This is a genomic window from Blautia sp. LMAG:36, from assembly GCF_008680535.1.
GTDB lineage: Bacteria > Bacillota > Clostridia > Lachnospirales > Lachnospiraceae > Blautia_A > Blautia_A fusiformis.
Genome location: NZ_NALB01000005.1, coordinates 44,803 through 59,676 on the forward strand (window position 1 = coordinate 44,803; position 14,874 = coordinate 59,676).

General features: G+C 46.4%; 12 protein-coding genes. 11 read left to right on the forward strand and 1 reads right to left on the reverse strand.

Annotated elements, in window-relative coordinates; all coding sequences use genetic code 11:
• Positions 1–21: 21 nt before the first annotated feature.
• From acsD to CCC17_RS06305, 9 genes are all read left to right on the forward strand, one after another.
• On the forward strand, positions 22–963 hold the full coding sequence (gene acsD / locus CCC17_RS06265) for an acetyl-CoA decarbonylase/synthase complex subunit delta (protein WP_015525297.1): 942 nt from the start codon (positions 22–24) through the stop codon (positions 961–963).
• A 21-nt stretch (positions 964–984) separates the two neighbouring features.
• The gene (gene acsC / locus CCC17_RS06270) at positions 985–2,331 is read left to right on the forward strand and encodes an acetyl-CoA decarbonylase/synthase complex subunit gamma (RefSeq protein ID WP_015525296.1); all 1,347 of its coding nucleotides are present in this window, start codon (positions 985–987) and stop codon (positions 2,329–2,331) included.
• Positions 2,332–2,441: 110 nt separating this feature from the next.
• Positions 2,442–3,227 carry a carbon monoxide dehydrogenase/acetyl-CoA synthase methytransferase subunit gene (gene acsE, locus CCC17_RS06275; protein WP_015525295.1) on the forward strand — a complete coding sequence of 262 codons (786 nt, stop codon included), beginning with the start codon at positions 2,442–2,444 and terminating at the stop codon, positions 3,225–3,227.
• 148 nt (positions 3,228–3,375) lie between these two features.
• Entirely contained in the window at positions 3,376–5,316 is a 1,941-nt protein-coding gene (gene acsV / locus CCC17_RS06280; RefSeq protein ID WP_270855637.1) for a corrinoid activation/regeneration protein AcsV, read from the forward strand.
• 27 nt (positions 5,317–5,343) lie between these two features.
• Positions 5,344–6,006: a DUF3786 domain-containing protein gene (locus CCC17_RS06285; RefSeq protein WP_022427073.1), complete on the forward strand. Its 663-nt coding sequence runs from the start codon at positions 5,344–5,346 to the stop codon at positions 6,004–6,006.
• A 98-nt stretch (positions 6,007–6,104) separates the two neighbouring features.
• Entirely contained in the window at positions 6,105–7,790 is a 1,686-nt protein-coding gene (locus tag CCC17_RS06290) for a formate--tetrahydrofolate ligase (protein WP_138277590.1), read from the forward strand.
• Between the two features lie 98 nt (positions 7,791–7,888).
• Positions 7,889–8,518: a cyclodeaminase/cyclohydrolase family protein gene (locus CCC17_RS06295; protein ID WP_021651423.1), complete on the forward strand. Its 630-nt coding sequence runs from the start codon at positions 7,889–7,891 to the stop codon at positions 8,516–8,518.
• Positions 8,519–8,532: 14 nt separating this feature from the next.
• Positions 8,533–9,384 carry a bifunctional 5,10-methylenetetrahydrofolate dehydrogenase/5,10-methenyltetrahydrofolate cyclohydrolase gene (locus tag CCC17_RS06300; protein ID WP_015525289.1) on the forward strand — a complete coding sequence of 284 codons (852 nt, stop codon included), beginning with the start codon at positions 8,533–8,535 and terminating at the stop codon, positions 9,382–9,384.
• A gap of 30 nt (positions 9,385–9,414) precedes the next feature.
• Complete coding sequence (locus CCC17_RS06305) at positions 9,415–10,176, forward strand: glucosaminidase domain-containing protein (RefSeq protein WP_330577300.1); 762 nt, start codon at positions 9,415–9,417, stop codon at positions 10,174–10,176.
• 442 nt (positions 10,177–10,618) lie between these two features.
• Here the strand turns inward: CCC17_RS06305 and CCC17_RS06310 are convergent, their stop codons facing one another.
• The gene (locus tag CCC17_RS06310; protein WP_287082751.1) at positions 10,619–12,127 is read right to left on the reverse strand and encodes a 4Fe-4S dicluster domain-containing protein; all 1,509 of its coding nucleotides are present in this window, start codon (positions 12,125–12,127) and stop codon (positions 10,619–10,621) included.
• Between the two features lie 399 nt (positions 12,128–12,526).
• Here CCC17_RS06310 and CCC17_RS06315 point away from each other — a divergent pair, with 399 nt between their 5' ends.
• Together CCC17_RS06315 and CCC17_RS06320 are read left to right on the forward strand one after the other, a co-directional pair.
• Positions 12,527–13,006, forward strand: coding sequence for a complex I 24 kDa subunit family protein (locus CCC17_RS06315; protein ID WP_015525285.1), 480 nt, complete (start codon positions 12,527–12,529; stop codon positions 13,004–13,006).
• The gene (locus tag CCC17_RS06320; protein ID WP_118369163.1) at positions 13,003–14,874 is read left to right on the forward strand and encodes an NADH-quinone oxidoreductase subunit NuoF; all 1,872 of its coding nucleotides are present in this window, start codon (positions 13,003–13,005) and stop codon (positions 14,872–14,874) included. Before CCC17_RS06315 ends, CCC17_RS06320 begins: the two co-directional genes overlap by 4 nt.

The window sequence follows — 14,874 nt, forward strand, 5'->3', positions numbered from 1 at the left end:
TTTTAAGGAGGCTAACGAAAAATGCCGTTTAATCAGAAACCACAAAAGTTCAATGCAAAGATTAATGCTGTCACAATCGGAAGCGGAGATAAGACTGTGACAATTGGTGGGGATTGTACATTCCCATTTTATTCCTTTGACGCAGAGTCAGAGAACTGCCCGAAGATCGGTGTAGAGATCTCTGATATGGGTCTTGAGGGCGTATCTGAAGGTATCAAAGCTTACTATGAAGGCGCTACTACAATGGCTGACATTGCTAAGAAAGCTGCAGCTATGGAGGGTGCTGACTTTGTTGCACTTATTCTTGAGGGCGGCGACCCGAACGGTGTTAACAAATCTATCGATGAGCTGATCGCAGTTGTTAAAGAAGTTGCAGATGCAGTTGACTGTCCACTGGTTGTAGAGGGCTGCAAGAATGTTGAGAAGGATGCAGAGCTCCTTCCGAAGGTTGCAGAGGCTCTTCAGGGCAGAAATGCACTGATCCTTTCCGAGAAAGAGGAGAACTACAAAGCGATCGGTGCAGCAGCAGGTCTTGCTTACAATCAGATCGTAGGCGCTGAGTCTGCCGTTGATATCAACCTTGCTAAACAGCTTAACGTTGTTACTACACAGCTTGGTGTAGATGCAAAGAAGATCGTTATGAATATCGGTAGTGCAGCAGTTGGTTATGGATATGAGTACGTAGTATCTACTATGGACCGTATCAAAGGTGCCGCTTTAGGCCAGAATGATAACATGCTGCAGATGCCTATTATTACACCTGTATCCGCTGAGACATGGAATGTTAAAGAGGCAATGGCTTCTGAAGCAGACATGCCGGCATGGGGACCACAGGACGAGCGTGGAATCGACATGGAAGTTGAGACAGCAGCAGCTGATCTTGCAGCTGGTTCTGATGCAGTTATCTTAAGACATCCGGAATCTGTTAAGACAATTTCCAAGCTGATCAAAGCACTTGCGTAATAAATAGGAGGATAAAGAGCTATGGCACTGAATGGTATTCAGATCTTTAAATTAACACCAAAGAAAAACTGTAAGGAATGTGGATGCCCTACATGTATGGCTTTCTCTATGAAAGTTGCACAGGGCGCTATGAAAATTGAGCAGTGTCCTCATATGTCCGAGGATGCATTAGCATCTCTTTCTGAGGCAACTGCACCGCCAATGAAAACTATCAAGATCGGAACAGGCGATGGAGAGTTTACACTTGGTGGAGAGACTGTTCTTTTCAGACATGAGAAGACATTTGTAAGCAAAACAAGATATGCCGTATCACTTTGCACATGCATGAGTGATGAAGAAGTAGAAGCAAAACTTGCAGAGATCCCACACGTTGACTATGATCGTATCGGTGAGAGAATGCATGTAGAGCTTGTGTATGTAAACTGCGATGAGAATGCAGATGCTGCAAAATTTACAGCACTTGTAGAGAAGGCTAAAGGTCTTGGAAGAACACTGATCCTTGGCTGTACAGATCCTGAGATCGCAAAAGCTGCCCTTGAAGTATGTAAGGACGGCAAACCGGTTCTTAACGGAGCAAACGCTTCCAACTACGAGGCAATGAGCAAGGTTGCTACAGATGCAGGCGTAGTTCTCGGTGTATCCGGTAAGGACATCAATGAATTATATGATACTACAGCAGCTATTGAGAAACTTGGCAACAAGAATCTCGTACTTGATACAACAGGAGCTGACATCAAAGAGACCTTTGCAAATACTGTACAGGTTCGTCGTGCAGCTCTTAAGAATCAGGACAGAACATTTGGTTATCCTTCTATCGTTAACCTTGTTAAACTTGCGAAGGGTGACAAACATTTACAGGCAGCACTTGCTTCCATGTTTACTATGAAATATGGTTCTATCATCGTTATGGAGCAGATGACATATGCAGAGGCACTTCCGCTGTTCGGTCTTCGTCAGAACGTATTTACAGACCCGCAGAAGCCAATGAAGGTAGAGCCGGGCATTTATCCTCTGAACGGAGCAGACGAGAATTCTCTCGTTGTAACAACAGTAGACTTTGCTCTTACATATTTCGTAGTATCTGGCGAGCTGGAGCGTTCCGGTGTTCCGCTTAACCTGGTGATCAATGATGCAGGCGGACTTTCCGTACTTACATCCTGGGCAGCAGGTAAATTCTCCGGAAACAGCATCTCCGAGTATATCAAAGAGAATGTTGAGCCGAAGGTTAAATGCAGAAGACTGGTTATTCCTGGTAAAGTAGCAGTTCTTAAGGGCGATCTTGAGGCTAAGCTTCCTGGATGGGAGATCATCGTAGGACCAAGAGAAGCAGTACAGCTTGTGAAATTCTTAAAAGACCTTGATGCATAAACTTAAGGTTTAAGAAATCAGCTGTCCGGCAATATCGCCGGCAGTTATAAACGGCTGTGCAGGTTTGCTGCACAGCCATATCCTACTAATATGTAAAGGAGAACACGAGTATGGCAAAATTTGTAACAATTGGGGAGAGACTTTCAACAACAGCACCGGCAGTAAATAAAGCATTTACTGAGAGAGATCCTGAGCCGATCATCAAAAGAGCAAAACAGCAGCTTGATGCAGGCGCTACATATCTTGACGTAAATATCGGACCTGCTGAGAACGATGGCGAGGACCTTATGAAATGGGCAGTACAGCTCCTTCAGTCTGAGTTTGACAATGTTCCGCTTGCTCTGGATACTACAAACCAGAAAGCTATTGAGGCTGGTATTTCCGTATACAACAGAAGCAAAGGTAAACCGATCGTAAACTCTGCAGATGCTGGAGACAGAATTTCCAATATCGACCTTGCAGCAGCTAACGATGCGATCTGTATCGCACTTTGCTCTTCCGGTATGGTTGCATCAGACAATGACGAGCGTATGATGCACTGCCAGAACATGCTTGAGAGAGGTCTTGGCCTTGGTATGGAAGCAGAGGATCTCTGGTTTGATCCGCTTTTCCTTGTTGTAAAAGGAATGCAGGACAAACAGATGGAAGTTCTTGAGGCAATCAAGATGTTCTCCGAGATGGGTCTGAACTCCACTGGCGGTCTTTCCAACAACAGTAACGGTATGCCAAAACATATCCGTCCGATCATGGACTCTGCTCTTGTAGCTATGGCTATGATGAATGGTCTTACATCTGCAATCGTTAACCCTAACGACCTTCGTCTTATGGAGACAATCAAATCCTGTGACGTATTCAAGGGTAACACACTTTACGCAGATTCTTACCTTGAGATCTAATTTGGCGTGTGAACAAAACAGGAGCGCTGTTTCAGAGGCTGGGGGCTTCGGCCTTCAGCCTCTTTTTTACTAATATAGTTTAGTCTAACTCCCAACGCCACAGGTGGAAGACGAATAACTTTTACGAGGCGAGAAAGGTGGTTGCCGAATGTTTAAGGTGACTTTTGCTTTTGAAAATGGCAGTACGGTAGAAGCATTTGCCAATGCGGGGGATAATTTACTGGAGGTTGCTCGTAGTGCCAATGTGGCTATCGATGCACCATGTTCCGGAAACGGAGCCTGTGGAAAATGTCGGGTACAGTTAAAAAGCGGAGAACTGGACTCAAAGAAAACTCTTCATATTTCGGATGAAGAATATGGCGCAGGCTGGCGTCTGGCCTGTATGAGCAAGATCAGTGCAGATGTGGAGGTTCTTGTTCCGGATATTGCATCCGCATATAAGAGCCGAATGAAAGTGGCTGATTTAAGCTCAAAAGAAGAAATTGCTATTTTTGAAAATGCCAAGCATGAAGTTGAGATGGCTGGCATAGAACTTACAAACAGTCTTGATGTTATAGAAGTACACATGGAGGAACCATCTCTGGATGATACCATGCCGGATAATGAGAGACTGACACGGGCACTGCGGAAATATATGAATCTTAAACATATCAGAATTCCCTATTCCGTGCTGAAAAAACTTCCGGATGTACTTCGAAACAGTAAATTTTCAGTGAAATGTGTGGTTCGTACAACACCGAACGACATGTTTGTATACGATATTTTTGACAGTAAAGAAGATGTTGTGATCGGTGGTCTTGCCGTAGATATCGGTACCACAACAGTTTCTGCAGTTCTGATCAATATGGAAAGCGGAGAGATCCTGGCCAAAAGCTCTTCCGGAAACGGACAGATCCGTTTTGGTGCGGATGTTATCAACCGTATTATTGAATCTCAGAAACCTGGAGGAAAAAAGAAGCTTCAGGATGCAGTGATCAAAGAGACCATCAATCCGATGATCCACGAGATGTGCAGAAGCATTCACTTCCCGGAGGAACAGATCTACCGGATGTGTGTTGCTTCCAATACAACCATGAATCATCTGTTTGCAGGGATCAATGCGGATCCGCTTCGCATGGAGCCGTATATTCCTACATTTTTCAAAACAAATTCCTTATTTGCATCCGATGTGGGAATTGAGATCAATCCGGATGCACATATTATCATGGCTCCGAATATCGGAAGCTATGTAGGTGGAGATATCACTGCCGGTACACTGGTAAGTATGATCTGGAACAGACCGGAATTTTCTCTGTTTATCGACCTTGGTACTAACGGAGAGCTTGTGTTCGGTAATTCCGATTTTATGATGAGCTGTGCATGTTCCGCAGGTCCTGCCTTTGAGGGTGGAGATATCAGCTGCGGTATGCGTGCTACAGACGGTGCTATTGAGGCATGTACCATTGATAAAGAAACTATGGAACCGACATATAAGGTTGTAGGCGAACCTGGAACCAAACCGGTAGGACTTTGCGGTTCCGGTATCATTGATGTGATCAGTGAACTTTTTATGACAGGAATCATCAATCCGAAGGGCAAATTTGTTCGTGAAGGCAAAAGAATCCGTCACGATCATTATGGCATGGGAAGCTATGTGATCGCGTTTGAAGAGGAAGCCGGTTCTGCCAAGGATGTTGAGATCACAGAAGTAGATATTGATAATTTTATCCGTGCCAAAGGCGCTATTTTCTCTGCAATCCGTACTATGCTGAATTCTCTTGATTTCGATGTTTCCATGATCGATGACGTATATGTTGCCGGTGGAATCGGAAGCGGGATCAATATGTCTAATGCAGTGCATATCGGAATGTTCCCGGATATTCCTCTTGAGAAATTCCACTATATTGGTAACTCTTCTCTTACAGGTGCTTATCTGATGCTTCATTCCACACCGGCAGAGAAAAAGACATACGAACTTGCATCCAATATGACTTACCTGGAGCTTTCTACAGTTCCTACCTATATGGATGAGTTTGTAGGTGCATGCTTTATTCCGCATACGGACACAAATCTGTTTCCGTCTGTTATGGAAGAACAGCAGAAGAGATAAAGCAGACTAAAACAGCAGAGGTAAAACATGGCTTTTAGTATAAATGACTTGAATTATGAAAAAGACAGCAAAGAAAGAATGCCCTGGGAGCATTATACAGAGGAGTTCGCTAAGGCAGACCCGGCAGAAATTGCCGGACGTCTTTCACTTCCTTATGACGAAGAGAAGAAAGAACTGACTCTGAAATTCCTGGGAAGCGTTTATTATATTTCCTGGCCGGATTTTCAGGTAACTCATGAGGAAGATGATGCGGGATTTTATCCTCTTGAGGAAATGCATTATGCAAAGATCCTTGCTATCCGTTTTCTGCTGAACGGGAATGTATCTCAGGGAAGCGGAAGGTTTAAAACATACAGGGAAATGCCCTGGGGAGAGGTTTATCTCCGTCAGTTTGATGGCAGGTGCATCAAACGCCTGGCTTTCACATACGGAAACAGACTTAAGGATTTCAAGGAAATCATGGAACACATCCATGCGGTTCCCGTGGATCATGGAGATATTGCATACCAGGTGGAGATCTTTCCAGGATATGTAGTTCAGATGATCCTCTGGGAGGGGGATGATGAATTTCCGCCGTCCTCACAGATCTTGTTTTCTGATAATTTTCCGGTTTCCTTTGCGGCTGAGGATATGGCCGTTATGGGAGACGTTATCATTGGGTCTTTAAAGGCATTTCTGAAATGTCTTTAAAAATGAAAAATAGTTAAGAACAGGATGGGACCTGTTTTTATAGAGATGCAGTTTTAAGGGATTAAAAACTGTAAAAATACCTAAAGGGAGGTAACATTATGGGATTTAAAAGTGACATCGAGATTGCACAGGAGTGCGAAATGCTTCCAATCACACAGATTGCAGAGAAGGCAGGTATTGACGACAAATATCTGGAGCAGTACGGTAAGTACAAAGCAAAAATTGATTACAATCTGTTAAAAGAGAGTGACAAGAAAGATGGTAAGCTGATCCTCGTAACAGCTATCAACCCGACACCTGCAGGAGAGGGAAAAACAACAACAACCGTTGGTCTTGCAGATGCAATGCAGAAAATGGGCAAAAAAGTAATGGTAGCTCTTCGTGAGCCATCCCTCGGACCGGTATTCGGTGTAAAAGGCGGTGCAGCAGGCGGCGGTTATGCACAGGTAGTTCCGATGGAGGATATCAACCTTCACTTTACCGGTGACTTCCATGCGATCGGTGCGGCAAACAACCTTCTTGCAGCAATGATCGACAACCATATCTTCCAGGGTAATGACCTGAACATTGACCCGAGAAAGATCACATGGAGACGTTGCGTGGACATGAACGACCGTCAGCTTCGTAATGTAGTAGATGGTCTTGGCGGAAGAACAAACGGTATGCCTCGTGAAGACGGATACGACATCACAGTTGCATCTGAGATCATGGCAGTTCTTTGCCTCGCAAGTGACATCAAAGACCTGAAAGAGAGACTTTCCAGAATCATCATCGGATATACCTATGGTAAAGTTTCCGAGCAGAAACCGGTAACAGCTGGTGATCTTCATGCAGAGGGTGCTATGACAGCACTTCTGAAAGATGCCCTGAAACCAAACCTTGTACAGACACTGGAGCATGTTCCTGCAATCGTACACGGCGGACCATTCGCAAACATCGCTCATGGATGTAACTCCGTAACAGCTACAAAGATGGCTATGAAACTTGCAGATTATGCTATCACAGAGGCTGGATTCGGTGCTGACCTTGGTGCAGAGAAATTCCTTGACATCAAGTGTCGTATGGCAGGCCTTCATCCAAGCGCAGTTGTTATCGTAGCTACTGTTCGTGCACTGAAATACAACGGTGGTGTTCCGAAGGCAGATCTGAACAACGAGAACCTTGAGGCTCTTGAGAAAGGTCTTCCAAACCTTCTGAAACATGTAAGCAATATCAAAAATGTATACAAACTTCCATGTGTAGTTGCTATCAATGCATTCCCGACCGATACCAAGGCAGAGCTTGACCTGGTTGAGGCAAAATGTAAAGAGCTTGGCGTTAACGTTGCACTTTCCGAGGTATGGGCAAAAGGCGGCGAAGGCGGCATGAAGCTTGCTGAGGAAGTAATCCGTCTTGTTGAGGAGCCGAATGACTTCACATATGCTTATGAGCTTGAGGGATCCATCGAGGATAAACTGAATAACATCGTACAGAAAGTTTACGGTGGTAAGAAAGTTGTTCTTACAGCAAATGCTCAGAAACAGGCAAAACAGCTGGAAACACTTGGATTTGGCAACTGCCCGATCTGTGTTGCTAAGACACAGTACAGTCTGACTGATGATCAGACAAAACTTGGTGCACCAACAGACTTTGAGGTAACAGTACGTAACCTGAAGATTTCCGCAGGTGCAGGATTCATCGTTGCTCTGACAGGTGAGATCATGACTATGCCAGGTCTCCCGAAAGTTCCGGCAGCAACCAAGATCGATGTAGATGAGACAGGTAAGATCACAGGTCTCTTCTAATCGGAACATAAGATCAAAAACAACCGGAGGGGGCTTTTTATAAAGCCCCCAATGGGCTCTAAAGAGTGCTAAAATAAGAATATAAGGAGGAGAGTCCTATGGGATTTTCTACCAGTACATGTACTGAATTTGTCGAGGTATTAAGCTCCAAGGCACCGGTTCCAGGCGGCGGCGGTGCATCTGCCCTTGTAGCTGCTGTTGGTACAGCTCTTGGAAACATGGTTGGAAGCCTTACTGTCGGTAAGAAAAAATATGCAGATGTAGAAGATGAAATGTGGGAGCTGAAAAAGAAATGTGATCAGCTTCAGAAAGATTTCCTTCATCTGATCGAGAGAGATGCGGAAGTTTTTGAGCCTCTTTCCAAGGCTTACGGAATGCCGAGAGAGACAGAAGAAGAGAAGGCTGAGAAGGCTCGAGTAATGGAAGCTGCCCTCAAGGAAGCATGCTCTGTTCCTATGGAGATCATGGAGAAATGCTGCGAGGCTATTGAACTTATCGTTGAGTTCGGAGCAAAAGGTTCTAAGCTTGCAATCAGTGATGCTGGTGTAGGTGCTGCATTCTGCAAAGCAGCTCTTAAGGGAGCAAGCCTGAATGTGTACATTAACACAAAATCTATGGCTGACCGTGCGTATGCAGAGGAATTAAACAAAAAAGCAGACGCTATGCTTGAGAAATATACAAAGATCGCAGACGAGACATTTGACAGTGTTCTCGGAAGACTGAAATAGGAGGAACCAGACAAATGGCAAAGCAGTTATTAGGTAAAGAAGTAACAGCGGCTCTCAATGAAAAGATCAAAGCGAACGTTGCAGAGCTTCAGGCAAAAGGTGTAGATCCTACACTTTGCATTATCCGTGTTGGTGAGAATCCAAGCGATATTTCCTATGAGAGAGGTGCTACAAAGCGCTGTGAGACTCTTGGTGTTGCATGTGAGAAAATTCTTCTTCCGGAGGATGTTTCCCAGGATGAGCTTCTTGCAACCATCGATAAAGTAAACAAAGATGACAAGATCCATGGAGTTCTTCTGTTCCGTCCGCTGCCAAAACATCTGGATCAGGCAGTGATCGAGAATGCACTTGCAGCAGAGAAGGATGTTGACTGTATGACAGATCTTTCCATGTCTGGTGTATTTACAGGCAAGAAGATCGGATTCCCGCCATGTACACCGCAGGCATGCATGGAGATCCTTGATCACTATGGAATCGACTGCACAGGCAAAAAAGCGGTTGTTATCGGAAGAAGTCTTGTAGTTGGTAAACCGGCTGCCATGATGCTTGTTAAGAAAAATGCGACAGTAACGATCTGCCATACAAGAACCGTTGATATGCCGTCTGTTGCAAAAGAGGCGGATATCGTCATCGTTGCAGCTGGTCGTGCTGGTGTTGTCGGCGCTGATTATGTCAGAGAGGGACAGACTATTATCGATGTTGGTATCAATGTCAATGCAGAGGGCAAGCTTTGTGGTGATGTTGATTATGCGGCAGTTGAGCCAATCGTTGATGCGATCACACCGGTTCCTGGCGGAGTAGGAAGTGTTACAACTTCTGTTCTTGTAGGTCATGTGGTTGAAGCTGCAATGAGAAAAGCGCAGTAATAACAGTAATAAAGGATTGATCATTTATATATGTACAGATTCCGAAATCGTTTTTGTTTACGGATGATGGTACTTGCAGGCGTTCTGGTGTTCGGAACGCCTGCAGGTGTTTTGGCAGAGGAAGCGGATCATTCTATGGAGGGTCAGATTTCGAAGCCTCAGTCATCTGGAGAGAGTGATACAGAGGGTTTTGTGGATGATTCCACAGATAATACTTATGGATATTATACGATCATGGGGTGTACCACAGTGGATGCGGAGGATATGGTAGTGCAGTATGAGGCGCAGAATGTGGAGTATCCTTCCGGCATCCTGACGGAGGGTGGTGCACCGGATATTGATACGTTTTGCACGATTGTGATAGAGGAAGCGGATGCGGAGGGCGTCCGTGGAGAGGTTGTTTTTGAGCAGGCCATGCTTGAGACCGGATGGCTTCAGTTTGGTGGGGATGCCAGTGCGGGGCAGTTTAATTTTTCGGGGCTGGGAACTACCGGTGGTGGTGTTGCCGGTAATTCTTTTCCTGATGTAAGGACGGGGATCCGGGCGCAGGTGCAGCATCTGAAGGCTTATGCTTCTTCGGAGGAGCTGAACCAGGCTTGTGTGGATAACCGTTTTCAGTATGTGACCCGGGAGAGTGCACCTTATGTGGAATGGCTTGGGATTCAGGAGAATCCTTACGGCGGTGGTTGGGCCGCCGGGAGAAGTTATGGATATAAGCTTAGGAGTCTTCTGGCGGAGCTGAAGGGGGAGGAGTATACCTGGCCGGAGAGTACGGAGACGGTGGAGAAGTAGTGGTGGTGGCGAACGGGACGGTAGTGGCGAACGGGACGGCCCGGAAGGGAGTGCGGTTCTGTCCGCGGCCGGGCTTCGTCGGCGGCTGGATCTAAGGCGCCGGGATTCTGCTAAAACCATTTTCCAAAAGCCAGAACTCGCGGCTTTTTGCCGCTCAGACAGCTGGCTTTTGAAAAATAACGCAGAAGTCCCGCCGTCTAAGATCCAGCACACCTCCTGCAGAGTCGTCCGCAGACAGAACCGCACTCCCTTCCGGGCCTGTGCGTTGGCTGTGTTAGGTTGTCTGGCTATGGGGAAGGATGTGGATGAGGGACGGAGGCGGGCTTTGCCCTGTCCTGGTTGATAAAAAATGGAGATGTAACCTGGATTTTTAATCATCTAGGTTGCATCTCCGTTTTTTATTTAATAATGCTTAAAAAGTATTTCGATATATTGGGGGTATTTAGTTCAACTCCAGGTTTTCCAGTTCCTGTGAGGGGAGTTTTGGTTCTGAGCTGTCTACGTATTTTTTGAGGGCCTTGGAGGTTTTTGCGAAGCCGGCGTTGGTTCCGGCGCCTCCGATGCAGCCTCCGGGGCAGGCCATTCCTTCGATCATGCAGTTTTTGAGTTTTCCGGCTTTTGCCAGAGTGAGGACTTTTTTACATTCGGCAAGGCTTTCTGCGTGTTCGATGTGGACTGGTATATCGGGATAGTATTCCTTCAGACAGTTTTCGATGGCTCCAGCTACGCCGCCGGCGATGGCGTAGCCTCGTCCTGCGGCGGTTGCAGCCTGGGTTTCTTCCGGGAGCTCTTCGCAGGTGGATGGGGTGATGCTTTTGGCGTCGAACAGGCCCCAGAGTTCCTCGAAGGTGATCACGAAGTCTACATCACTTCTTACGGAATGTCGCATGGCTTCCAGTTTTTTGGAGGCGCATGGTCCGATGAAGACTACTTTCGCATGGGGGTGCTCTTTTTTTACGATCCGGGCAGTTGCCACCATCGGGGTCAGCTCCTGGGAGATGTTGTCGATCATAGCCGGGAAGTATTTCTTTGCCATGACGGACCAGGACGGGCAGCAGGAAGTGAGGAGGAACGGGAGGTTGCCGGTGGCTACTTCTTTGGCGTAGTGGTGTGCCTCAGAGATGCAGCCGATGTCTGCGCCCAGTGCTACCTCGTAAATGTTTGAGAAGCCCAGCTGTTTAAGGGCGGAGCGGAATTTGCCCGGGGTGACGTCTTCGCCGAACTGGTTGATGTAGGCGGGGGCGATTTCTGCAATGATCTCAGTTCCTTCTCGAAGGGCGTGGGACAGCTGGAAGATCTGGGATTTGTCGGAGATAGCTCCGAATGGACAGCTGACCATGCACATGCCGCAGGATACGCATTTATCCTGGTTGATGGAGGCGCGTCCCTGTTCATCGCTCTCGATGGCTTTTACACCGCAGGCACGTTCGCAGGGGCGTTCTTTATGGGCGATGGCATCGTAAGGACAGACAGCTTTGCATCTTCCGCAATGGATACATTTGTCCTGGTCGATGAAGGATTTTCCGTTTACCATGGAAATGGCGCCTTTGGGGCAGGTGAGTAAACAAGGATGTGCGACACAGCCGCGGCACATGTTGCTGACTTCGTATTTGTTGGATTCGCATGCGGAACATGCGGAAGGGATCACCTGCATAAGAGGTGGTTCATAATATTTCTCGTCAATGTTGCTGGCCTTCACGCCATCGGTAAGGTGGACGGAACGATTTTCCGGGCGGAGGGAAAGTCCCATGGCCAGACGGACACGTTCGCTTGCAACAGCTCTTTCACGATAGATGCTTTCGCGGTATTTCGCGCGTTCCTCTACAATATTGTAGGGAATGGATTCGATATCATGGATCATTGATTCGTCCGTGGATTCAAATCCGATCTTAGCAATTTCGGTAAAAATCTTTCGCCGGATCTGTTTTACTGGTGTGTCAAGATTTCGCATAGATGTTCTCCTTTACAAAATAAATTAATTAAATGTTTTCCACGCACTTTTTATCTATCTTAAAGTAATTGAGAAATAAAATCAATAACCGGCTTTAATGTTTTGGGGCAGAAACAAAGAGCAGATTTGTATCTTTATTATCAAGGCTGTTAAAAATTGAACATATTTTATGGAAAATAGATACAAAATCAGTAAGCCACTGTAAACATTTCAATATATTCTGAAAAAAGCAAAAAACCGCTTGTGAAAAATGACCATATAAGTTATAATTAAAGGCATGAAATAGTGCAAAATAATGATTTGCATAAATGCGCGGCACTGACAGAGTGTTAAAGCATTAACCTGTAGTGGAACAGGTTGATCAAGTGGAAAATCTATGAGAAACAAGGAGGGAACCGAATGTTAGACCAGACGTATTACAGAAAAACGGACGAGATCATCGAGCACTACGGCCGGAAAGCTGCATCACTGATTCCGATCATGCAGGATATTCAGGCTGAGTACCGTTATCTTCCGGGAGAGCTTCTTACTTATGTTGCGGAACAGATTGGTGTAAAAGAAGCGAAGGCGTACAGTGTAGCTACTTTCTATGAAAACTTTTCCTTTGAGCCGAAGGGCAAGTACATCATCAAGGTATGTGACGGTACTGCCTGTCATGTACGTAAGTCCATGCCTGTAAAGGAAGCAATGCTGAAGGAACTTGGACTGAGTCATAAGAAGCATACTACAGATGATATGATGTTTACCGTTGAGACAGTTTCCTGTCTTGGTGCCTGCGGACTTGCACCGACACTGACTGTAAATGATGAAGTTCACCCGAAGATGACTCCTGAGAAGGCTGTTGAGCTTTTAAATGAATTGAGAGGTGAGAGCGTATGAGTATAACCAGTATGGAAGATCTGAAAAACAAACAGGCTGAGGTTAAGAAGAATCTTGATGGCTATACCTGCCGTGTTCTCGTCTGTTCCGGTACCGGATGTATCGCTTCCGGTGCTCAGAAGATTTATGAAGAAATGTCAAGACTCTGTGAGGGAATCGAGGGTGTTGCGGTTGAGATGCAGAAGGATGTTCCTCATGTAGGAATCGTTAAGACTGGATGCCAGGGCTTATGTGAACTTGGTCCTCTTATGAGAATTGAGCCCTATGATTATCAGTATGTACATGTTCAGGTAGACGACTGTCGCGAGATCGTAGAGAAGACCGTGATCTGCGGACTGCCTGTTGAGCGTCTGTTTTATCGTCATAATGATGAGGCCTGTCCACATCCCAGTGACATTCCGTTCCTGAACCAGCAGACAAGGATCGTTCTTGAGAACTGTGGCAAGATCGATGCAGAGTCCATTGATGAATATATTTCCGTAGGCGGCTTTTCCGCAATGGCGAAGGCGTTCTTTGAAATGACCCCACAGGGTGTTATCGACGAGATCACGAAGTCTGGTCTCCGCGGCCGTGGCGGTGCAGGCTTCCCTGCAGGCAAGAAATGGTCACAGGTTGCACGCCAGCCGGAAAAAGTCCGTTATGTAGTATGTAACGGTGATGAGGGTGACCCGGGAGCATTTATGGATGGTTCCGTAATGGAAGGTGATCCTTACAAGATGATCGAGGGTATGGTGATCGCTGCCTATGCAGTAGGTGCAGAAGATGGTTATATTTATGTGCGTGCCGAGTATCCTCTTTCTGTACAGAGACTTCGAATGGCTATTGAGCAGGCAGAGTCCTATGGCCTTCTTGGTGATAATATCCTTGGTTCCGGTATTAATTTCCACTTACATATCAATCGCGGTGCCGGAGCGTTCGTATGTGGTGAAGGTTCTGCCCTGACTGCTTCTATCGAAGGCAACAGAGGTATGCCTCGAGTAAAACCTCCGAGAACTGTCGAGCAGGGTCTGTGGGGTAAGCCTACCGTCCTCAATAACGTAGAGACCTACGCCAACGTACCGAAGATCATCCTTCAGGGTGCTGACTGGTTCCACACCATCGGTACAGAGGGAAGCCCCGGAACAAAGACCTTCTCACTTACCGGTTCCATTGAGAACACCGGCCTTATCGAGGTGCCGATGGGAACAAGCCTCCGTCATATCATTTATGACATCGGCGGCGGTCTTAAGAGCGGTGCTGCATTTAAGGGTGTACAGATCGGAGGTCCTTCTGGTGGATGTCTGATCGACGATCAGATCGATCATCCGCTTGATTTTGATTCTGTTAAGAAGCTGGATGCCATCATGGGCTCCGGTGGACTGGTTGTTATGGATGAGAATACCTGTATGGTAGAGGTTGCGCGTTTCTTCATGAGCTTTACACAGCGTGAGAGCTGTGGTAAATGTGTTCCCTGCCGTGAGGGTACCAAACGTATGCTTGAGATCCTGGAGAGAATCGTCGCAGGTAAGGGTGAGCTTTCCGATCTGGATGAGCTGGAAGAGCTTGCAAACATGGTTCAGAGCATGGCCCTGTGCGGACTCGGTAAGAGTGCACCGCTTCCGGTCATCAGCACTCTGAAGCGTTTCCGTGACGAATATGTAGAGCATATCGTAGATAAGAAATGTCGTGCGAAGGTCTGCACGGCGCTCCGTCAATTCCATATCAATCCTGAGTTCTGTATCGGCTGCGGCAAGTGTGCGAAGAACTGTCCGGCTGGTGCGATTTCAGGAAAGATCAAGCATCCACATGTAATCAACAACGACGTATGTATCAAATGCGGATCCTGTAAGGATAACTGTAACTTTGATGCGATTTATGTGGAAGCATAG